Genomic DNA, 20,635 nt, shown 5'->3' with positions numbered 1-20,635 from the left:
ACTGTTACAGAGCTGTCAAACTCCGTGCGCAGTGCGCGCACACTGGGGCCCGAAAGTGGACCCCATGATCGAGTCGCTTCGCCGGCCCCGGGTCCTCGCGGCCGCCACCCGCCTCCTGGCGATGGCGCTGCTCCCGGCGGCGTTCCTGCGTTCGCCCGGCCGCGGCCGGCACCTGGCCTGCCAGTGGGCGCTCGCGATGCGATACCCGGCCGAGGACCTCGCGGGCCTCAGCGAACCGGCCCGCGCGGCCTTCGCCGCGGCGCGCACCGAGGCGTTCTGGAAGCACCGTCAGCTGATCGGAGTCACCTCCGGCCACCGCGACGCCGCCCACCAGCACCGGCTGTTCGCCGAGGAGGTGCACCGCACCGGCTCCGTCGCCGCGGCCCGGCGGCGAGTGCTGCCTCCGCACGAATCGGCGCACGTCCGCGGCACCGCGCTGGACGTGCGGCCGGTCGAGGGCGCGGCGTGGCTGGAGCGGCACGGGGCGAAGTACCGGCTGTATCGCCGGTATGACAACGAGTGGTGGCACTTCGAGTACCACGCGGACACGGTGCCGATGCGGCTGCCGGATCCGGACGCGCTGCGTGCGCCTTCGCTGGCGCGGGCGGTCGGCTAGCGCAGCCGTCATCCGGCCGCCGCGGGGGTCGCGGGCCGGAGCGTTCCGTCGAAGAACAGCAGGGCGTCGTCTCCGGCGCCGCGCGTCGCGGAGCGCACTTCGCCGACGAAGATCGAATGGTCCCCGCCGGCGTAGTGGCTGACCAGCGTGCATTCGAGCCAGGCCAGCGCGCCGGACAGCAGCGGGGCGCCGGTGTGCGGCCCGGGGACGCAGTCGACGCCGGCGAACTGGCCGGGACCGAGCGGACGGTCCCGGCCGGAGAAGTAGCTCGCCAGCCCGCTCTGCCCGGCGCTGAGCACGGACACCGCGAACGACCCGGTCCCGGCGATCGCTTCGTGCATCGCGGCGGTCCGGGCGACGCAGCACAGCAGCAGCGGCGGGTCCAGCGACACCGAGGCGATCGCGTTGGCGGTCATCCCGTGCACGCGGGCGCCGCCGGTCGTCAGCACCGTCACGCCGGTCGCGAACCGGGCCATCGCCTTGCGGAAGCCGGCCGCCTCGACGACGCGGCCGTTCCGTTCGTTCAGCACTGGCCGCTCCCGCCCGAGTACGGAGCCAGCGCGTCCCGCAGCGCCGCCGGCACCCTGGTGGGCACGGTGGCCGTGTTCGGGCCGCGCATGCAGGCGATGCGCTGGCGTCCCCGGGCGACCAGCTCCTCCTGCCCGCCGCGCAGCACGACGTAGTCGAAGCTGAACTCGACCTGGGTCTGGGTGAGTTCCTGCAGCCGCATCCGGACCGAAAGCTCGTCGAGCGCGGTGATCTCGGCGAAGAACTCGCATTCCGCCTTGAGCGTGAACAGCTTCAGGTCCGCGCGCAGGTCGTCGATCACCTCCGGGGCCCGCTCGTGGAGGAACATTTCCCGGCACCGGCCCTGCCAGCGGAGGTAGTTCACGTAGTAGACGTTGCCGACGAGGTTCGTCTCCTCGAATCCCACCACGTGCCGCAGTTCGTAGTAGTCCGCCATCTCACCGTTCCCCTTCAGCCAGTACCGCGAACACGACCGGCTCGGCGACGCCGGCCACCGCCGCCGTCCAGGTCGCGATCCGCGCGGGCCCGGACGAGAAGACCGTCCACCCGTGCGGAAGGACTTCGTCCACAGTGGTCTTCGGATCCGCGATCCCGTTCTTGCGCAGGCATTCCAGCGCCGTCCACACGCGGGTGCCGGCGACCGCGGACGGCATCCCGGACTCCCGGACCAGCAGGTCCCGGACGGCGATGCCGTCGGGGCCGAGCAGCCCCGCCCAGTCCGGTTCGGCGCGGTCGGCGACGGTTTCGACGTCGCAGGCGAGCGGACGGCTGCCGGCGACCGCCAGCGTCAGTTCGCCGGAATGCGACGAGGAAACCAGCGCGCCGTCGGTTTCCGGCCGTCCGTCCGGGCGGTAGCGGATCCGCGCCGGTTCGCCGAGCGCACGGCTGAGCGCGAGCGCGGTGCGTTCCCGGCGGCCCGCGCCGGCCGGTCCCGGCTCCAGCACGACCGAGCGCGTGCCGCCGAGAATCCGTTCCAGGGACCGTTCCAGGTAGGACCCGGTGACCGTCGGGCTCCACGGGCCGGTTCGCTCGCGGTGGCGCACCGCGCGCAGCCGCAGTCCTTCCCAGCGTTCGACGAGCTTGCCGTCCGGAGCGAGGACGTCGATGTCGTAGGTGTAGCTGTCCCCGTCCTGCTCGCGTTCCCGCGCGTCGATCACCACCGTTTCGCCGACCGGCTGGGCCGGATCGGCCAGGTGCAGCCGCTCGACGCCTTCGGGAAGCAAGGTGGCGTCCGGCACGCAGCACTGCAGTCCGTGCATCACCGCGTCGCGAGTCCCGGGATCGGCCAGGACCGTTTCCTGCGGCAGGAACGAGGCGAACCACGGTTCGGCCGCCCGCGTCGCGATTTCGGCGACCGCGTGCCGGGCGGCGGCCCGGCGGTACCCGCGGACGCGCTGGAAACGCTTGCCCTGGAACATGACCTGGCCGTAGTACTCCTCCCGCGGCCGGGCCGGGATCAGCGGCAGGCCGAGCAGTGCGGCCGGGCCTTGCGGCTCCTCGGACGCGAACCGGGCGACCGCGCGGAAGTGGTCGGCGCCGAATCCGGTTTCGCTGGAACGGATCGTCACTTCGACGGTGTCGCCGTCCCGGGCCAGCGCGGCGATCCGGACAGTGACCGAACCGTCCGGCGGAACCGCGATCGGGCGCAGGAACCGCAGGTCCTCCAGCACCGGGACGCCATCGCGTCCGCTGACCGCGGCGGCCGCCTGCGCCATCGCCTCCATGCCCAGCACCGCCGGGAACAGCAGGGCCCCGTCGAGTTCGTGGTCGGCGAGATAGGGATCGCTGCCCGCGGTCAGCTCCGCCTCGGTGACGAGTTCGACCCCGGGGTAGTGCACCAGGACCCGGTCGAGGAACCGCTGGACGGGCACCTCGGCGCGGCGCAACGGAAGCGTCGGCAGCCCGCCGGTCCGCCCGGACACCACGACCACCGGCCCGGCGGCCGGATCGCACAGCAGCCGCCGCAGCAGGTCGATGCCCTGTCCGGCGGACACCGGCGTGATCCCTTCGCGCATCAGCGCCTCGACGACGCCGAGCCGCTCGCCCATGCCCGCACCGGACCAGACCGACCATTCCACCGCGAGCGCGCGGGCGCCCGGATTCCGCTGTCCGAATTGGACAGTCGCCTCGGTCATCCAGTCGTTCGCGGTGGCGTAATGGGCTTCGCCGCGCAGCCCGGCCCGGCCGATGATGCTGCCGAAGGTGACGAGCAGCCGGATCCGGTCCTCGCCGACCGCGTCGAGCACGTTCTGCAAGCCGGTCGCTTTCGGAGCCAGCGTCGCGCGGAAGTCGTCGGCGGTCAGGGAGGGGATCGCGGCGGGCGAGTTGCGGCCCGCGCCGTGCAGGACCGCGGTCACCTCGCCGAGTTCCTCCCGGAACCGGCGGACGGCCGCGCGCACCTGGTCCGCTGAAGAAACGTCGGCGGACAGGTACTGGTGGCGGACCCCGGCGTGCGCCATGCGTTCGAGGTTCGCGGCGAGTTCCTTGTCCTCGGCCGGATCGGCGCGGCCCAGCAGCGCGAGGCTCGCGCCGGTGTCCTGGGCGACGGCGAGCGCGCACTCCGCGGTGATGCCCTTTCCGCCGCCGGTCACCAGCAGGACGTCGGTGCTGCCGAGCGGATGCGGTCCGTCGGCGAGCCGCAGCGGGGTCAGCTCGGGCACGGTCCGGGCGCCGTCCGCCGCGTACTGGACCTCCGAGTATCCGGTGGTGGCCGCGACTTCGGCGGTCACCAGGGGGATCGCGGTTTCGGCGGAGACCGCCGGATCGGCGAACCGGACGACGGTCACCGGGACCGAAGCGGACTCGAGGAAGAACGTCCGGGCGAGACCGGCGGCGACCGGACCGTGCTCGACCACGACGAACCGCGTGCCGGACAACGCCGTCTGCGCCGCGCGGAGAGCGAGGTCGAGATGGGATTCGCCGGCGTCGGCGGGAAGGCAGAGCAGCACGCCGTCGCCGAGGCCGGCGTTTTCCAGCGCGTCCCGGACGGGCTTGGCGAGCGGATGCCCGTCGGCCGAGTACACCATCCAGGCCCCGGGCCGCCCGGCCGGCGCGGCGGCGGGGGCTTCCCGCGCGACCCGCCCGACCTGGAACGCCCGCACCCACGGCGCGACGCCCGGCACCTCCTTCGCGCCGGCGTCGTCCTGCTCGGTTTCGGCGAGCTGGTCGATCATCCCGGCCAGTTCCCCGACGCTCACCGTCGCGAACCCGGTCGTGGCCGCCAGCGCGGGCCGGCCCAGTTCGCGGGTGACGCCGTTGACGACCTGGCCGACCGTGATCGAGCTCAGGTGGAGTTCGTCGAGCGGATGGGTGTCCGGGCCGATCAGCTCGATCGGCAGCTCCACCCGTTCGGCGAGCTGCCTGCGCAGGACGTCCAGCGTCGAACCGGATCCGGCCGGGGCCGCGGGCTCGGGGCCGGTCTCGCCGGCGAAGACGACCCGGCCTGCGTCGGATTCGGGGGCCGCTTCGCAGGGGCTGGCGAGGAATTCGAAGCCCGCGTCGAGCGGGAACCGGCGCACCACCCGGCCGGCGAACAGGGCCGCGACCTGCGGTTGCGCGCCCAGCACGAAGGCCGCGCCGAGCGCGAGCAGCAGCGGCCGCAGGGAATCGCGGTCGGTGTCGAGCGGCAGCACCGGCTTGCCCGGGACGATCTCGGCGGCGAGGTTGCTGAGCACCCGGCCGGGGCCGAGTTCGAGGATCAGATCCGCGTCGGCGCAGGCCTTTTCCGCCGCTTCGCGGAAGCGGACCGGTTCGGTCACCTGGTCGCGCAGCAACCGGCCGAGGTCCGCGTCCTCGGCGAGCAGGTCGCCGGTGACGGTGGAGTAGGTCTTCCGGTTCGGCCGGGCGAAGGCGAATTCCTCCAGCTTGCGCTCCAGTCCCGCCGCGGCCGGGGCGACCAGCGGGGAGTGGAAGGCGTGCGCCACCGCGACTTTCGCGGTGGCGAAGCCTGCTTCGGCGGCCCGGCGGCACACCCGGTCGACCGCTTCTCCCGGCCCGGAGACGACGGTCTGGCCCGGCCCGTTGAAGGCGGCGACGACCACGTTCTCGTCGCGGAGCAGCCGCGCGGTTTCGTCGGGTCCGGCCGCGATGCTGGCCATCGCGCCGCCGCCGCGGCTCGCGGTCTCCATGATTTCGCCGCGGACCGCGGCGAGCCGCACGACGTCGCGGGCGCTGAGCGCGCCGGCCCAGTGCAACGCGCTCAGCTCGCCCAGGCTGTGCCCGGTCGCGGTGTGCGCTTCGAGGCCGAGGTCGCGCAGCACGTGCAGCGCGGTGACCGAAGCGGCGACGATCCGGGGCTGGGCGGCTCTGGTCGACAGCCGGGCGTCGGCGGGGAGGTCGAGGTCGAACGCCTCCGCCGAGGCGGGGAACCGGCGGCGCAGCGCCCGGGCGTCGCCTTCTCCGGAGCCTTGACCGGGGAAGAGGTACGCGATTTTCGGCTGGGTGGCAGCGGTGTCCAGGAAAATTCCGTCGCGGGGGCGGAAGGCCTTGGTTTCGCCGTCGTCGAGCAGTTGAAGAAGCGCCGCCAGCTTTCGCTCGGCGTCCTCGGGCGCGTCGGTCACGATGGCGGCGCGGAACCGCGCACCGGTCAGTTCGCCGGCGAGCGTGAAGGCGACGTCGGCGAGTTCGGCCGCGGCGAGCCGTCCCGCCGCCGCGTGCACGCGCTCCACCCGTTCGCGCAGGGCGGTCGGGTCCGGCGCGTCGAACAGGAACACCTCGGCGTCCTGCCGTCCGGCGGCGGCGAGGACGGTCTGCGCGTCGAGGTCGGCCCGGCGAGTGCCGCCGGGGGCCTGCTCGACCGCGATGTGCGTGTTGATGCCGCCGAACCCCATGGCCGACACGCCGGCGCGCATTTCCTCCCCGGCGGGCCACAGCAGCGGTTCGGACGGGACGAACAGCATCGCGTCCTCGCCGAGCAAGCCCGGATGCGGGACGGACTGCCCGGTGCCCGGCGGGATGACCTGGTGGTGCACGGCCAGGCACGCCTTGATCAGCCCGGCGATCCCGGCGGCGGCCTTGGTGTGGCCGAAATTCCCCTTGATCGAGCTGAGTGCCGCGGGCGCGGTCGAACCCGCTTCGCGGCGCGCGGAGGACAGCGCGGCGATCTCCGTCGCGTCCCCGACCGCGGTGCCGGTGCCGTGCCCTTCGAAGTAGGACACGGATTCCACGCCGTAGCCGGCCTTGGCGTACGCGCGGGAGAGCGCGAGCGCGTGCCCGCCCGCCTCCGGCCGGGTCATCCCGCCCTTGCCGTCGGAGGAGACGCCCCAGCCGGTGATGGTCGCGTAGACCCGCAGCCCGCGTTCGAGCGCGTCCCGTTCGCGCACCAGGACCAGCTGCCCGCAGCCCTCGCCCGGCCAGAACCCGTTGGAATCGCGGTCGTAGACCTTCATCTCGGCGGTGGCGAGCGCGCCGGTCTTGGCGAAACCGATGGTCTCGAAGGGATCGATGGACAGGTCGACCCCGCCCGCGAGCACCGCGTCCAGTTCCCCTTCGGCGAGCGCCCGCGCCGCGGTCGCCACCGCGAGCAACGACGACGAGCAGGCCCCGTCGACGGTGTACCCGCCGCCGCGCAGGTCGAAGTGGTTGCAGATCCGGCCCGCGATGGTGTTCCCGAGCCCGCCGGCCAGGGAATCCTCGTTGATCGGCGGGAACGGCGCCTTGTACCGGCCTTCCAGCTCCTCGAGGAACGCGGCGGTCTCGTCGGCCGCCCAGCCGCGGTCTCCGAGCGCGGCGGCGAGCGTGCGCCGGACGTAGGGCCAGCGCAGCCGCATCATCCCGGCGCGGGTGAACTCGCCGCCGAGGCTGTTGCCGAGTACCACGCCGGTCTTCTCGTGCGGAAGCCCTTCGCCGTCCGGGAACCCGGCGTCGGCCAGCGCGCGGCCTGCCACGTCGAGCGCGACCCAGTGCGTCGTGTCGCTGGCCCGGTAGGTGTCCTTGGAAACGCGGTACTTGACCCGGTCGAACCGGAAATCCCGGAGCACCGCGGCCTTCTCGGTGTACATCCGGTCCGCCGCGGCCGGGTCGGGGGAGTAGTAGTCGTCGAGGTTCAGCCGTTCGGCCGGAATCCGCCGGAACGCGCGGCGCCCGGCCAGGACGTTGTCCCACAGTTCGGCAGGCGAACCGGCGTCGGGATAGCACAGTCCGATGCCGACGACTGCGATCCGGTTTTCCGTCATTCTCCACGCAGCTTTCTCTTCGCCGGGAAATCGCGCCCGAATTCGGTGAGGCAAGGCCGGTCGAGGCACGGCCGTTGCCGGGGAAGCTCACCGAACACGCTAGGCGCACCGCGGCCCGCGCGTCTTCTTCGGCACTGTCCGACCCGCGCCGGTGCTGGGCAGCGACGGAGACGTCGCGGCGGCCGGACCCGCGCACAATTGGCTCGCGAGGAGGAAGAATGCCGAATATTGCGGGAACTCTCCGCCGGCTCGTGCTGGCCCCTTCGCTGGCCTCGGTCAGCTTCGCCGGGCGTGGTTTCGAGATCGAACCGAGCGATTCGACCCGGCGGTTGGAGGCTATTCCGCGCACCGTGGTGTGCGGTTTCGAATGGGCCATCGAAACACGCCGGATCAGCGAACTCGAATTGCGGCTGGAACTGATCGAACCGGAATTGCGCGGGTTCGCCTACGAGGGCGCCGCGATGGCGCTCACCGTCCTGGACGCGACGGCAGGCGGTTCCCGCACCCGCGAACTGCTGAGCGGGAAGGGCGCGCCGCATCTGCTGCTCGCCTACATCGGCATCGGCTTCGCGATGGCCCGGCTGCCCCGGGCGCGCTGGCGGAAGGTGCTGCCGGACCTCGAACCGTCGGTCTTCCATCCGGTGCTGAGCTGGCTCGTCGTAGACGGGTACGGCTTCGACCTCGCCTACTTCGGCGCCGAACGCTGGATCGGCAGGCAGGAAATCCCGAAGCCGTATCCGTGGCAGGGCTCGCCGGAATATTTCCCCCGCGCGGTGGACCAGGGAATCGGCCGGGCGCTGTGGTTCGTGCACGGCGGGCGGCCCTCGCGGGTGCTCGACGCGGTCGGCGCTTTCGCGGAGGCGCGGCACGAGGATCTGTGGGCCGGCGTCGGTCTCGCCGCCACCTTCGCGGGCGGCTGCGGCGCGGACGAACTCGCCGCGCTCGCCCGGGCCGCGGGCGCCCATCGCGCCGCACTGGGCGTCGGGTGCGTTTTCGCGGTGCGGGCCCGGACTTTCGCCGGGCACGTGCCGGAGCACACCGAACTCTCCGCGCTGGCGCTGGCCGGGGCCGGGGTCGGCGAACTGGCCCGGATCGCGGACGAGACCGCCGTCGCCGAGGACGGCGCGGCGGAACCCGCTTACGAACTCTGGCGGCAGCGGATCAGACAGCGGCTGCACGCCATCGAACCCATCGGATGAGGAGCCGGTACATGCCATTGCGAGAACGACCCGGACCGGTGCGGCCCGGCCGGTCGCCGGGAGCCGCCTTCCGGGCGGCGCGGCGGAAACTGCTCACGCCGGACGTCGCCGAAACCCGGCTCGCCGTCCGGGGTTTCCACGAAAAGGACGCGGCCGCGCGGGATCTGCTGGAAACCGTCGGGCGCACTTTTCTCGAGGGATACGGCAGCGCCGTCGAATCGAGGTCCGCGCCGGAGACCGTCGAGCGGCTGGCGGAGATCCCCGACCGGTTCCGCGGCTTCGCCTACGAGGGCGCGGGCATGGGACTGGCCATTTTGGACGGTCTCCCGCTCGGCGGCTCGTCACGGGTGGCGCGGCTGCTCGGCACCGAGCCCGGCTCCGCGCAGCTCTACCTGATCTACGTCGGCATCGGCTGGGCGATGGCCCGGCTGCCGCGGATCTGCTGGCCTCGGCCCGACCGGCTGGACCCGGTGGTGCGCTGGCTCGTGCTCGACGGATACGGCTTCCACCAGGCCTACTTCCACACCCGGAAATACGTGCACGAGCAATACCGCGAAAAGACGTTCGGCTGGCCGGACAAGACTCGCGGCGAGTACGCGCTCCGGGTGGTGGACCAGGGCATCGGGCGGGCGATGTGGTTCGTCGGCGGTGCCGATCCCGACCAGGTCGCCACGCTCATCGAACGGTTCCCGCGAGCGCGGCAAGCCGATCTGTACAGCGGGGCCGGACTCGCCGCCACTTACGCCGGCGGCGTGACCCGGGAAGAACTGGAGCGGTTTCGCGACCGCGCCGGGGAGCACGCGCCCGCGCTGGCCCAAGGCAGCGTTTTCGCCGCCGACGCGCGGGTTTCCGGCGGGATCGTCGTCCCGCACAACGCGCTGGCCACTTCGGTGCTCTGCGGCATGAGCCCGGAGGAAGCCTCGCTCGCCGCCCGGAAGGCCCGGCCGTCCGGGCCCGACGACGGCCCCCTGCCCGCCTACGAGCACTGGCGGCAGGCCCTTTCCCGACAGTTCGTCTCCGACGGGGGTGCTAGCACGTGAAAACCGGAGTGAAGCGATTGCTTCCGGGCGTCGTGGCGGTCGCGCTGATGCTGACCTTGTTCGCCGTGGCCAGGGTTCCCGCCACGTCGGCGAGCGAGGAACGCGCGGTCGCCGCGCGGTATCAGTTCACGCCGATGACCATCGCCATGCCGGCGGCGCCGAAGCAGCAGACGATGCGGAAGGTCAACCAGGCCTACCGGGACATCGCGGGCTGGGTGTCCTCGGTGGGCGCGGGCATCGCGATGGCCGACCTGGCCGGCGCCGGGCGCCCCGAGGACCTGTGCGTCGTGGACACCCGCACCGACCAGGTCGTGGTGACGCCCGTCCCGGGCACCGGGCCGCGGTACGCGCCGTTCGCGCTCGACCCGTCCCCGCTCCCGATGGACGACACGATGGCCCCGATGGGCTGCGCTCCCGGCGACTTCACCGGGTCCGGGCGGATGGGGCTGCTGGTCTACTACTGGGGTCGCACGCCGATCCTGTTCCTGCCCAAGGCGAGCGCGACCGGCGTCGGACCCGGCACGTACGAACCGGTCGAACTGGTCCCGCATTCGGGCGGTTCCCGTTACGCCGGGCCGCAGTGGAATTCCAACGCGGTCGCGATCGACGATTTCGACGGCGACGGGCATCCGGACATCTACGTCGGCAACTACTTCCCGGACAGCCCGGTGCTCGACGCCACGAAGTCCGGCGGCGTCGTGATGAACGGTTCGCTGTCGCACGCGGACAACGGCGGCCCCGCGCACGTGCTGCGCTGGGTTTCGGCCAGCAACGGCGACCATCCCGCCGCCCGGTTCGACCCGGCGCCGGACGCACTGCCCGCCGACGACATCTCGTCCAAGGGCTGGACGCTCGCCGCCGCCGCGAACGATCTCGACGGCGACCAGCTGCCGGAACTGTTCGTCGGCAAGGACCACGGCGGTTCCGCCTTGCTGCGCAACGTGTCGCAGCGCGGCCGGATCAAGTTCGAACGCGTCGAGGCCGCGCGCGATCCGATGGTGCCGAAGTCGAAACGGCTCGGCTCGGACACCTCGTTCAAGGGCATGGGCGTGGACTTCGGCGACCTGGACGACCACGGCCGGTACGACTTCTTCATCAGCAACATCACCACGACCTTCGGCATCCAGGAAAGCAACCTGCACTTCGTCAACTCGACGAAGAACGACGCCGAGGCCCGCGCCGCGCTGAGCCGGGGCGAAGCGCCGTGGACCGACCGCAGCACCGATCGCGGCACGGCGTGGGGCGGCTGGTGCTGGGACGCCAAGCTCGCGGACTTCGACAACAGCGGCCACCTCGCCATCGCGCAGGCCAACGGGTTCGTCAAGGGCGAGGTCAACCGCTGGCCGCAGCTTCAGGAACTGGCCACCTCGAACGACCTGACGGTCGGGCATCCGGGGCTGTGGCCGAACGTCCGCGAGGGCGACGACATCGCCGGCAACCAGGGGATGAACTTCTTCGCCAAGGGCGCGGACGGGCGCTACGTCAACATCGCGGGCGACCTCGGCCTGAACGCCCCGGTGCCGACCCGCGGGATCGCCGTCGGCGACGCGTTCGGCGACGGCAGGCTGGACTTCGCGGTCGCCCGGCAGTTCGACGCCCCGGTGTTCTACCGCAATACCAGCCCCGCTCCCGGCGCGTTCCTCGGCCTGAAGCTCTACCGCGACGACCCCGCCGCTCCCGGTTCGCTTCCCGCCCCGGGCACCCCGGTGATCGGCGCGCAGGCGACCGTCACGACCGCGGACGGCCGAGTCCGCATCGGACACGTCGACGGCGGCAGCGGGCACTCCGGCAAGCGAAGCCAGGACGTCCACTTCGGACTCGGCGAAAACGTCGCCGGACCGCTGCAGGTCGACCTGAAATGGCGCGATTCCTCCGGCCAGCCGCACGAGCAGCGCCTTCAGCTCGGCACCGGCTGGCACACCCTGACCCTCGGCGCTACGGCGAAGGAGAAGTGAAGACCATGACCGGGCAGACGCACAGTCCGCCGAACCGCGACCCCCGGGTCGTCACGGCGTTGCGCAGATTCGCCATTTCGATCACCGTGTTCAACATCCTCGGCTACACCCTGCTCGGCTTCGAGCAGCCGTGGCTGTGGCCGATTATCGCGATGCTTTGCGCCTATACCGTCGAAATCGGCCTCGAAACGCTCGCCGCGCGGGTCGAGCGCCGCGCGCCGCGCTTCACCGGCAACGGGGTGCGCGGGGTCGTCGAATTCCTTTTCTCCGCGCACATCACCGCGCTGGCGGTGAACATGCTCAGCTACGTCAACGACCAGATCTTCGCGATGATTTTCGGGGTGACGGTCGCGATCGGGGCCAAGTGGGTGCTGCGGGCCCCGGTCCGCGGCCGGATGCGGCACTTCATGAACCCGTCGAACCTCGGCATCGCGGTGATCCTGGTGGTCTTCCCGTGGGCGAGCATCGCGCCGCCGTACGAGTTCACCGCCAAGGTCGGTCCGGTGTGGGACTGGGTGATCCCGATCGTGATCCTGGCCTCGGGCACGATGCTCAACGCGATGCTGACCCGGCGGATGTGGCTGATCGCCGGCTGGCTGAGCTTCTTCGCGCTGCAGGCCGTCGTGCGCGGGCTGCTGCTGGGCACCGCGATCCCGGCCGCGCTCACCGCGATGACCGGCGTGGCGTTCGTGCTGTTCACCAACTACATGGTCACCGATCCGGGGACCACGCCGAGCAAACCCGGTTCCCAGTTCGCCTTCGGGGCGGGCGTCGCGATCGTCTACGGCGTGCTCACCGGCGCGGAGATCGCCTACGGGCTGTTCTTCGCGACCGCCATCGTGTGCCTCGTGCGCGGCGGGTTCCTCTGGGCCTTGCACGTGGTGGACCAGGCCCGCGCCGCCGAGGAGGCACAGCGCCGGTCCGCCGCCGCGGTCGAGGCGGCCGCGGCCGGAACCGCGAACGGGAGCGTTCCGCAGCAGCTCGCGGCGGGGACCGCGGGATGACCAGCGCCGCGGTCCGCCCGCCGGGACCGCCGAGGCGGGCGACGCCGAATCTGCTCCGGATGCTGTTCACCGACCGGCTCGCGCTGATGTCGCGGACGGCGAGCCGGTACGGGGACGCGGTGCGCATCGCGATCGGGCCCAAGCAGCTGTATTTGTTCAACCACCCCGACTACGCCAAGCACGTGCTGGTCGAGGCGAATGACAACTACCGCAAGGGAATCGGGCTGGCACAGGCGCGCCGCGCGCTCGGCGACGGGCTGCTCACGAGCGAGGGCGAGCTGTGGCGGCGGCAGCGCAAGGCGATCCAGCCCGCGTTGCAGCAGAAGCGGATCGACGCGCAGGCCGGCGTCGTGGCCGCCGAGGCGGGGGAGCTGGCGCGGCGGCTGGCCGCCCGGATCGGCGGCGGCCCGGTCGACGTGGCGGGCGAGGTGACCAGGATGACCGTCGGCGTGCTCGGCCGGATGCTGCTGCACGCCGACCTCGGCCCGGCGGCCGTCCTCGCCCACCACTTCGACGCGGTCCAGGACCAGGCGATGTTCGAGGCGGTGACGCTGGAGGCGATTCCGTCCTGGCTGCCGCTGCCCGGGCAGCGCCGGTTCCGGGCCGCCCGGGCGGCACTGCGGCGGCTGGCCGGGCAGGTGGTGGACCAGCAGGGCTCCGGCGTGCTCGCCGAGGCGCTCGCCGGAGCCGGCGGCGACCGGGCGCAGGCCAGGGACGAGGTGATCACCCTGCTGCTCGCCGGGCACGAGACGACGGCGAGCACGCTCGGCTGGACGATGGCGATGCTCGACCGGCATCCGGACGTGGCGGAGCGGGTGCGCGCGGAGGCGGCCCAGGTCCTCGGCGACCGGCTGCCCGCCGCCGCGGACCTGCACCGGCTGGTCTACACCGGCAACGTGGTGCAGGAGGTCATGCGGCTGTACCCGCCGGTGTGGCTCCTGCCGAGGGTCGCCGTGGCGGCCGACCGGATCGGCGGCTACCCGGTGCCCGCCGGGGCCGACGTGGTCGTCTGCCCGTACACCCTGCACCGCCACCCGGAGTTCTGGCCGGACCCGGAGCGGTTCGACCCGGACCGGTTCGAGCAGTCCCGGGCGGCGGGCCGGCCGCGGTACGCCTACCTGCCGTTCGGGGCCGGGCCGAGGTTCTGCGTCGGCCGCCATCTCGGGCTGATGGAGGCGGTGTTCGCGGTCGCGGTCCTGTGCCGGGACCTGCGGCTGTCCGTCGTGCCCGGGCACCGCCTGGTGCCCGAGGCGATGCTCTCGCTGCGCATCCGCGGCGGGCTGCCGATGTCGGTGCGGCCCGCCTGACGTTGTTCCCGTCCCGGGCTTGCCGGGACGTTCACCGAGGAGGAGAAATGACCCAAGCCGTCGTGTCCCGCGAGACCCTGGCCGAGATCCAGGACTTCTACGCCCGCCAGGTGCAGGCCATGGACAACGGCCGGTACGCCGAATTCGCCGACACCTTCGCCGAGGACTGCGCGTTCACCCCGGTCAAGAACCAGAGCACCGCGCACGGCAGGCAGGCGATCGTGGCCAAGCTCGACGATTTCGCCCGGACGCTGTCCGGGAACGGCGAGCAGCGGCGGCACTGGATGTCGATGTCGGTCATCGACGAGGCCGGGCCCGGCGAGTATGACGTCGTGTCGTACGCGCTGGTGACGAACACCGCGCCGGGGGAGCCGCCGAAGTTGCATTGGTCGGGTGAGATCGTGGACCGGTTGGTGCGTGAGGGTGACCGGTTGCGGGTGCGCACGCGGGCGGTCAACAGCGATTCGATCGCCTGAAAAGTCCGAAAGGGACGCCCGGCGCGGGCGTCCCTTTCGGCTTGGGCGGGGTTCAGTAGTTGCCGAGTCCGCCGCAGACGTTGATCGCCTGCGCGGTGATCGGGGCGGCGGCTTCGGTGGTCAGGTACCGGACGAGCCCGGCGACCTCGTCCGGCGTGGTGTAGCGGCCGAGCGGGATCTTGGCGGTGAACCGGCTGAGCACGTCGTCCTCGGTGGTCTCCCAGATCCGCGCGTAGTTCGCCCGGACCTCTTGCGCCATCGGGGTTTCCACGTAGCCGGGGCAGACCGCGTTGACGGTGATCCCGGTCCTCGCCAGTTCGAGGCCCAGCGCCTTGGTGAACCCGACGACCCCGTGTTTCGACGCGGAATAGGGCGCGCCGAGGACCACGCCCTGTTTCCCGCCGGTGGACGCGATGTTGATGATCCGGCCGGACCCCCGCTCCAGCATCCCGCCCGTGGTGAGCGCGGCCCGGCAGGCGAAGAACACGCTGTTGAGGTTCGTCGCGAGGACGTCGGTCCACAGGTCGTCGGTCAGCTGCGCGGTCGGTCCGCCGCCGCTTCGGCCCGCGTTGTTGACGAGCACGTCGACGCGGCCGAACCGCTCGACTGCCTCGCGCGTTACCGCGTCGACCGCGGCGGACGAGGTCACGTCGCAGGCCGCGCCCGCGACGTCCGCGCCCGCCGCGCTGAGCTCGCGCACGGTGCGGTCCACGTCGCCGCCGGTGCGCGCGCAGAGGAAAAGCCGGAAGCCGTCCTTGGCGAGGCCCTCGGCCACCGCCAGTCCGATGCCCCGGGTGGCTCCGGTCACCAAGGCCACCGGCTTGCCGCCGTCCGTCATCGATTTCTCCTTCGCGGTAAGGGGAATTGTCCTCCTCCACCGTGCACAAAGGACCTTCAGCCTCGCTAGAGCCGGGGGGTGACCGGTTGGTTAGCCGGATTGAAGGCGCGCCCGGCACGGTGGGAGCAGGCCCGAAAACGTCGTCCGGGAGAGACCATGACCTTCGATTATCAGGAGCTGCTCATCGGCAGCCGCTGGGCAGACCCGGCCGGCCGGAACCGCATCGGGGCCGTCTCGGCGGCCGGCGGGGAACCGCTGGGAAGCGTGCCGGAGGGCACGGCGGCCGACATCGATCTCGCGGTCGCCGAAGCCAGGAAAGCCTTCGACGATCCGCGCGGCTGGTCCCGCTGGCCTGCCGCGCGGCGGGCGGACGTGTTGCTGCGCCTGGCGGAAATCCTCGAGAAGCGCAGCGCCGAGACGGTTCGCCGGGTCAGCGCGCAGAACGGCATGCCGGTCAGCGTCGGCGCGTACAGCGAAGGCATGGTGCCCGCGATGCTGCTCCGGTATTACTCGGGGCTCGCCAGCGAATTGCCCGAGGAAGCGTTGCGCCGCAACCTGAGCGGCGGCACGACTGTCGTGCGCGAGGTTCCGGTGGGGGTGCTGGCCGCGGTTGTGCCGTGGAATTTCCCGCAGACGCTGACCTTCGCCAAGATCGCGCCCGCGCTGGCGGCCGGCTGCACGGTGGTCGTGAAACCGGCTCCGGAGACCGTTCTCGACGCGTTCCTGCTCGCCGAATCCGTCGCGGAGGCCGGTTTCCCGGACGGGGTGGTGTCGATCGTGCCCGGCGGCGCGGACGTCGGCGCGTACCTGGTCGCGCATCCCGGCGTGGACGCGGTCGCCTTCACCGGTTCGACCGTCGCCGGCCGGGAAGTCGCGCGGGAATGCGGACGGCTGCTCCGCCCGGTGACGCTGGAGCTGGGCGGGAAGTCCGCGGCGATCCTGCTCGACGACGTCGACCTGGCCGCCGCGCTTCCCGCGCTGGCCGCGGCGACGCTCGGCAACAACGGCCAGACCTGTTACCTGTCCACGAGAATCCTCGCGCCCCGGCGGCGGTACCACGAGGTGGTCGACGCGGTCACGGCGATGGCCGCCGGACTGCGCGTCGGCGATCCGCTCGACCCGGCGACCCAGCTCGGCCCGCTGGTCAGCGAGCGGCAGCGGGACCGGGTCGAGAAGCTCGTCGCCGCGGGCCGGGCCGAGGGCGGCCGGATCACCACCGGCGGCGGACGGCCGGCCGGCTTCGAACGCGGCTGGTACGTGGAGCCGACGGTGTTCACCGGTCTCGAGAACAGCAGTTCGGTCTGCCAGACGGAAATCTTCGGCCCGGTGCTCGCGGTGCTGGAGTACGAGAGCCCGGACCACGCGGTGGCGCTCGCGAACGACAGCGCCTACGGGCTGGCCGGAACGGTGTGGACCGCCGACGAGGAGCGCGGCCTGGCGCTCGCCCGGCGCATGCGCACCGGCACGGTCGGCGTCAACGGGTACACAGTGGACATCGGCGCGCCGTTCGGCGGCACGAAGGCGAGCGGGCTGGGCCGGGAACTGGGCCCGGAGGCGTTCGCCGCGATCCGGGAGCCGCAGTCGATTTACCTGCCGCGGCGGGAATGGGACCGCTGATGGGCGCGGAAGGATACGACACCGTCGTCGTCGGCGGCGGGACCGCCGGATGCGCGGTCGCGGCCCGGCTTTCCGAGGACCCGGCGCACCGCGTCCTGCTGCTGGAAGCGGGCGGCTCCAACCGGATGCCGCAGGTGCGGATCCCGGCGGCGTTCGCGGCGCAGTTCGGGTCCAAAGTGGACTGGGACTACCGCTGCGAACCAGAACCGGCTTACCACGGCCGGGTTCTGGCCCATCCGAGGGGCCGGATGCTCGGCGGCAGCGGGTCGATGAACCTCATGCTCTACATTCGGGGGAACCGCCTCGACTACGACGGCTGGGGCGTGCCCGGCTGGTCCTATGCGGACGTTCTCCCGTTTTTCCGGCGCTCGGAGCACAACGAGGAGTTCCGGGACGAGTACCACGGCACCGCGGGCCCGCTCAACGTCACCAAGATCCCGTCGCCGGATCCGCTGACGCACGAATGGATCGTCTCCGCGGTCGCTGCGGGCCTGCGGCCCAACGCCGACTTCAACGGCGCGGAGCAGGACGGCGTCGGACGGCCGCAGGTGACGCAGCTGCGCGGTTCCCGGTGCGACCCGGCGACCGCGTTCCTCCGCCCGGCGCTCGGCAGGCCCAACCTGACCGTGGTCACCGGCGCGCTGGCCGACCGCGTCCGGCTCCGCGGCGGCCGGGCGGTGGCCGTGGACTACGTGCACCGGGGCGCGCTCCGGACCGCGTTCGCGAGCGGCCGGATCGTGGTGTGCGGCGGCACGTTCGGCAGCGCGGAAATCCTCCAGCGGTCCGGAATCGGGCCGGCGGACCGGCTGCGCGCGCTGGGCGTCCCGGTCGAGGCGGACCTGCCCGCGGTCGGCGCGAACCTCGCCGAGCATCCGCTCGTGTCGCTGCAGTACGAGATCGCGTCGGACGAGGTCGGCCTGCACGACGTGACCGGCCGCGCGAACCTGCCGCGGCTGCGTTACCTGGCCGAATGGGCGTTGCGCCGGACCGGGAAACTCACCAGCAACGCCGGCGAGGCGCTGGCGCACGTCCGCAGCGAACCGGGCTTGCCCGCGCCAGACTTCCAGCTGCTGTTCGCCCCGGTCTTCTTCGCCGCCGACGGCCGCACACACCCGGCCCCGGCGATCACCATGGGCGCGTCGTACCTGACTCCGGTCAGCACCGGCTCGGTCCTGATCCGGTCCCGCCGCCCGGACGAGCGCGCACAGGTCCGCCTGAACCTGCTCTCGACGGACGCGGAACTGGCCGCTTGCCTGCGCGCACTGGACCTGCTCCAGGACATCGCCGCCCGCCGCCCGATGGCGGGCCACCTCGGCCGCGCGCTGCTGGAAGGCCGCGACCGGGCAGCGCTGATCCGGCACCTGCGGCAAACCGGCGCGCACACCTTCCACGCGTCCGGAACGGTCCGGATGGGCCCGGACGGCGCGGTGGACGAACGGCTCCGAGTGCACGGGATCGACGGACTGCGGGTCGCGGACGCCTCGGTGTTCCCCGCCATCCCGCGCGGAAACACGAACGCGCCCGCGCTGATGATCGGCGAACGGTGCGCGGAATTCATCCGGGAAGAGATTTCACCGACGAATGGAGTGGGAAATGGCGAAATTCGCGATCCTGGCCACGCAGGCCCCGAACGGCATCACCGGTGAGGACTACCGCCGCCGGCTGCCGGAGGGGGTGGCGTACATGAAAGGCCTGCTGGAACGCGGAGTGGTGACCCACGCGTGGACGAGAGTCGGCGCGTCGGGCGGGCTGTTCATCGCGGATGTCGGGTCGCACGAGGAATTGCTGGCGGCGCTGTACGACAATCCGATCAGCGCGCATCTGGATTTCGAGGTCGTGCCGCTGACCGATTTCGGGGAGTTCTCGGGGTCGTTCGAGTCGACTCCGGTGGGGGAATGAGTGAGGTCCCCGGGGTGCTTGGCGCTCCGGGGACCTTGTTTGTGTGGGGGTGGGTGGTGCGGTTCGCGACTTTCGCTCCCGAGTCGACTCCGGCGGGGGAATGAGTGAGGTCCCCGGGGTGCCAAGGCACCCCGGGGACCTTTGTTCATGCGTAGCAAACAGGCGGTCGCCCCCCAGCGAACGCAGTCAATTCCCCGAACGCCGCCACCACATCCAGTTCCGCCCCGGGAGGCGCCCCGTCGAGTTCGGCGTACGCCCGGTGCAGGTTCGCGACCAGCCGCTCCGGGTCCCGGAGTTCGCGGAATCGGCCCAGTTCCGTCCGGCGGGCCAGTTCCAGCGGCGGCAGTCCGGCCCGCCAGCCTTCCTCGGCCGTTTCCCGGATCCAGCGGAGGTAGTCCAAATTCTCCTCGAACACCTCCGCTCCGGCCACCGGCCCGTGTCCGCACAGCACCTTCTCCGCGCCCAGCCGCGCCAGGTCGGCGACGGCGGACAGCGAACCGCTCAGCGAACCCATCAGCACGAACGGCGTGCAGCCGGACATCAGGACATCCCCGGCGAACAGCACCCGTTCCTCCGGCAGCCACACCACCACGTCGGTCGTGGTGTGCGCCGGGCCGACGTGGAGCAGGCGCGCCTCGCGGTCGCCGACGTGCAGGGTCAGCTGGTCGTCGAAGACCACCGTCGGCGGTGTGACGCGGATCGGGCCCCAGTCGACGTCCGGCCAGAGCCGGGTGAGGCCGAGGCCCGCGCCGAGCATTTCGGCGCGGGTCCGGCGGTGCCCGACGAGCGTCGCGTCCGGGAAGAACTGGTTGCCGAACGTGTGGTCTCCGTGGAAATGCGTGTTGACCACCGTCCGCACCGGACCGCGGGCGAGGTCCGCGACCGCGGTGCGCAAGGCGATCGTGCGGGCGGCGGTGGCGAGGGTGTCGACCAGCGCCACCTCGCCGCCGCCGGTGAGCACGCCGGAATTGCTCACGCACCAGCCGCCGTCGGGCTGGACGTACCCGAAGATCCCGTCGGCCAGTTCGGCGAGGTAAGGCGCGTTCATCGGGCGGTCTCGGCGAAACGGCCCGCGTGCTCGAGGGTGGCCCGGCTGTTGCCGCCGATGGTGCGGCGCACGAAGTCCCGCGCCTGGGCGAGCGTGGTTCCGGACCCCAGCACGGTTTCCACCGCGTCCGGCTTGATCGACACGGTGTGTTCGGAGGTCACCCGGCAGCGCGCGCCGGCCGCCTCGAACACCCAGCGCCCGCTGTGCCCGGACAGCAGCGGCGGCAGCGCGGTCTGCTTGTAGACGATGCTCGATTCCAGCCGGATCCGCACGGACGTGGTCGTGTGCCGGGATCCGTCCGCGCCGATCGTGCACATCGTCATCCGCTGCTCGCCGTCCTCGCCGACAGTCAGGTCGAGCCCGTCGACGTGCGGCAGCCGCGAAGGCCAGTGCTCGGCTTCGTCGATGAACCGGTACGCCAGTTCCGCCGGTCCGTCGATCCATCGTGCGTCGGAGAATTTCAGCACCGGGCCGCCGAGCGCCGCGACGCGCAGGCTCGCCAGTTCCGCCTCGCTGTTGGCGTCCAGTGCCTGGCGGATCCACGCCGACGCGCCGGGATCGCCCTCGACCGGCGTGTATTCGTGGCGCAGGTCGACCGCGGTACCGCCGGCGACCGGCGTGAAATGCCAGCTGCCCGACATCGAGGCGATGGGCGGGCGCGACACCTCCTGCCGGAAGGAAATCACGCGGGCGGCACGGTCGATTTTTCGCCGCGAGACCCAGTCTTTGACCCGGTCGCCCGCGGTCGCCCAGATGCGGAACCGTTCCTCGGTCGCGCTGCGTTCGAGGTGGTCCACGTGGATGGTCGGGGGAAAGACGACGGGCCAGTCCGCGGACTCGGCGACCAGTCCGAAGACGACGTCGGCCGGCGCGGGCACCACGACGGAATGCAGGCTGTGCTCGATCATGGCAGTGCCTTTCTGGTCGCGGACGGC

General features: G+C 72.1%; 16 protein-coding genes. 10 read left to right on the top strand and 6 right to left on the bottom strand.

Annotation, left to right across the window (positions count from 1 at the left end; translation table 11 throughout):
* Positions 1-64 precede the first annotated feature (64 nt).
* Positions 65-616 (top strand): D-alanyl-D-alanine carboxypeptidase, encoded by a 552-nt coding sequence (locus F9C11_RS34365; RefSeq protein ID WP_409181520.1) that lies wholly within the window; start codon positions 65-67, stop codon positions 614-616.
* Between the two features lie 8 nt (positions 617-624).
* Here the strand turns inward: F9C11_RS34365 and F9C11_RS34360 are convergent, their stop codons facing one another.
* Genes F9C11_RS34360 through F9C11_RS34350 form a run of 3 tightly spaced genes read right to left on the bottom strand, consistent with a single transcriptional unit; the run spans position 625 to position 7,317 of the window.
* Complete coding sequence (locus F9C11_RS34360; protein WP_409181519.1) at positions 625-1,146, bottom strand: flavin reductase family protein; 522 nt, start codon at positions 1,144-1,146, stop codon at positions 625-627.
* Positions 1,140-1,580: an acyl-CoA thioesterase gene (locus F9C11_RS34355; RefSeq protein ID WP_409181518.1), complete on the bottom strand. Its 441-nt coding sequence runs from the start codon at positions 1,578-1,580 to the stop codon at positions 1,140-1,142. The genes F9C11_RS34360 and F9C11_RS34355 overlap by 7 nt, the downstream gene beginning before the upstream one ends.
* 1 nt (position 1,581) lies before the next feature.
* Positions 1,582-7,317 (bottom strand): type I polyketide synthase, encoded by a 5,736-nt coding sequence (locus F9C11_RS34350; RefSeq protein WP_409181517.1) that lies wholly within the window; start codon positions 7,315-7,317, stop codon positions 1,582-1,584.
* 218 nt (positions 7,318-7,535) lie between these two features.
* Here F9C11_RS34350 and F9C11_RS34345 point away from each other — a divergent pair, with 218 nt between their 5' ends.
* Genes F9C11_RS34345 through F9C11_RS34320 form a run of 6 tightly spaced genes read left to right on the top strand, consistent with a single transcriptional unit; the run spans position 7,536 to position 14,298 of the window.
* Positions 7,536-8,516, top strand: a complete 981-nt coding sequence (locus F9C11_RS34345) for a DUF1702 family protein (protein ID WP_409181516.1) — start codon at positions 7,536-7,538, stop codon at positions 8,514-8,516.
* An 11-nt stretch (positions 8,517-8,527) separates the two neighbouring features.
* Positions 8,528-9,556 (top strand): DUF1702 family protein, encoded by a 1,029-nt coding sequence (locus F9C11_RS34340; RefSeq protein WP_409181515.1) that lies wholly within the window; start codon positions 8,528-8,530, stop codon positions 9,554-9,556.
* 47 nt (positions 9,557-9,603) lie between these two features.
* Positions 9,604-11,511: a CRTAC1 family protein gene (locus F9C11_RS34335; protein ID WP_409187034.1), complete on the top strand. Its 1,908-nt coding sequence runs from the start codon at positions 9,604-9,606 to the stop codon at positions 11,509-11,511.
* Positions 11,512-11,516: 5 nt separating this feature from the next.
* Positions 11,517-12,515, top strand: coding sequence for an enediyne biosynthesis protein (locus tag F9C11_RS34330; protein WP_409181514.1), 999 nt, complete (start codon positions 11,517-11,519; stop codon positions 12,513-12,515).
* Positions 12,512-13,822, top strand: coding sequence for a cytochrome P450 (locus F9C11_RS34325; protein ID WP_409181513.1), 1,311 nt, complete (start codon positions 12,512-12,514; stop codon positions 13,820-13,822). The genes F9C11_RS34330 and F9C11_RS34325 overlap by 4 nt, the downstream gene beginning before the upstream one ends.
* A gap of 47 nt (positions 13,823-13,869) precedes the next feature.
* Entirely contained in the window at positions 13,870-14,298 is a 429-nt protein-coding gene (locus tag F9C11_RS34320; protein WP_409181512.1) for a nuclear transport factor 2 family protein, read from the top strand.
* Positions 14,299-14,350: 52 nt separating this feature from the next.
* Here the strand turns inward: F9C11_RS34320 and F9C11_RS34315 are convergent, their stop codons facing one another.
* On the bottom strand, positions 14,351-15,136 hold the full coding sequence (locus F9C11_RS34315) for an SDR family NAD(P)-dependent oxidoreductase (protein WP_409181511.1): 786 nt from the start codon (positions 15,134-15,136) through the stop codon (positions 14,351-14,353).
* 156 nt (positions 15,137-15,292) lie between these two features.
* Between F9C11_RS34315 and F9C11_RS34310 the strand changes: the two genes are divergently transcribed.
* From F9C11_RS34310 to F9C11_RS34300, 3 genes are read left to right on the top strand one after another with little or no spacing between them, the layout of a single operon-like run.
* Entirely contained in the window at positions 15,293-16,753 is a 1,461-nt protein-coding gene (locus F9C11_RS34310; protein WP_409181510.1) for an aldehyde dehydrogenase, read from the top strand.
* Entirely contained in the window at positions 16,753-18,399 is a 1,647-nt protein-coding gene (locus F9C11_RS34305; RefSeq protein WP_409181509.1) for a GMC family oxidoreductase, read from the top strand. Before F9C11_RS34310 ends, F9C11_RS34305 begins: the two co-directional genes overlap by 1 nt.
* Entirely contained in the window at positions 18,347-18,652 is a 306-nt protein-coding gene (locus tag F9C11_RS34300; RefSeq protein WP_409181508.1) for a muconolactone Delta-isomerase family protein, read from the top strand. Before F9C11_RS34305 ends, F9C11_RS34300 begins: the two co-directional genes overlap by 53 nt.
* A 145-nt stretch (positions 18,653-18,797) precedes the next feature.
* Here the strand turns inward: F9C11_RS34300 and F9C11_RS34295 are convergent, their stop codons facing one another.
* Both F9C11_RS34295 and F9C11_RS34290 read right to left on the bottom strand, forming a co-directional pair.
* Positions 18,798-19,700 (bottom strand): MBL fold metallo-hydrolase, encoded by a 903-nt coding sequence (locus tag F9C11_RS34295; RefSeq protein ID WP_409181507.1) that lies wholly within the window; start codon positions 19,698-19,700, stop codon positions 18,798-18,800.
* Positions 19,697-20,608, bottom strand: coding sequence for an aromatase/cyclase (locus F9C11_RS34290; RefSeq protein WP_409181506.1), 912 nt, complete (start codon positions 20,606-20,608; stop codon positions 19,697-19,699). The genes F9C11_RS34295 and F9C11_RS34290 overlap by 4 nt, the downstream gene beginning before the upstream one ends.
* Positions 20,609-20,635: the final 27 nt, after the last annotated feature.

This window comes from Amycolatopsis sp. VS8301801F10, assembly GCF_046195355.1.
Lineage (GTDB): Bacteria > Actinomycetota > Actinomycetes > Mycobacteriales > Pseudonocardiaceae > Amycolatopsis.
This window is presented reverse-complemented; position numbering and strand designations above follow the sequence as displayed.

Coding starts and splice junctions, on each gene's coding strand:
- F9C11_RS34310 (WP_409181510.1), top strand. CDS start 15,293: ATGACCTTCGATTATCAGGAGCTGCTCATCGGCAGCCGCTGGGCAGAC.
- F9C11_RS34330 (WP_409181514.1), top strand. CDS start 11,517: ATGACCGGGCAGACGCACAGTCCGCCGAACCGCGACCCCCGGGTCGTC.
- F9C11_RS34345 (WP_409181516.1), top strand. CDS start 7,536: ATGCCGAATATTGCGGGAACTCTCCGCCGGCTCGTGCTGGCCCCTTCG.
- F9C11_RS34335 (WP_409187034.1), top strand. CDS start 9,604: ATGCTGACCTTGTTCGCCGTGGCCAGGGTTCCCGCCACGTCGGCGAGC.
- F9C11_RS34295 (WP_409181507.1), bottom strand. CDS start 19,700: ATGAACGCGCCTTACCTCGCCGAACTGGCCGACGGGATCTTCGGGTAC.
- F9C11_RS34365 (WP_409181520.1), top strand. CDS start 65: ATGATCGAGTCGCTTCGCCGGCCCCGGGTCCTCGCGGCCGCCACCCGC.
- F9C11_RS34315 (WP_409181511.1), bottom strand. CDS start 15,136: ATGACGGACGGCGGCAAGCCGGTGGCCTTGGTGACCGGAGCCACCCGG.
- F9C11_RS34290 (WP_409181506.1), bottom strand. CDS start 20,608: ATGATCGAGCACAGCCTGCATTCCGTCGTGGTGCCCGCGCCGGCCGAC.
- F9C11_RS34355 (WP_409181518.1), bottom strand. CDS start 1,580: ATGGCGGACTACTACGAACTGCGGCACGTGGTGGGATTCGAGGAGACG.
- F9C11_RS34325 (WP_409181513.1), top strand. CDS start 12,512: ATGACCAGCGCCGCGGTCCGCCCGCCGGGACCGCCGAGGCGGGCGACG.
- F9C11_RS34340 (WP_409181515.1), top strand. CDS start 8,528: ATGCCATTGCGAGAACGACCCGGACCGGTGCGGCCCGGCCGGTCGCCG.
- F9C11_RS34305 (WP_409181509.1), top strand. CDS start 16,753: ATGGGCGCGGAAGGATACGACACCGTCGTCGTCGGCGGCGGGACCGCC.
- F9C11_RS34320 (WP_409181512.1), top strand. CDS start 13,870: ATGACCCAAGCCGTCGTGTCCCGCGAGACCCTGGCCGAGATCCAGGAC.
- F9C11_RS34300 (WP_409181508.1), top strand. CDS start 18,347: ATGGCGAAATTCGCGATCCTGGCCACGCAGGCCCCGAACGGCATCACC.
- F9C11_RS34350 (WP_409181517.1), bottom strand. CDS start 7,317: ATGACGGAAAACCGGATCGCAGTCGTCGGCATCGGACTGTGCTATCCC.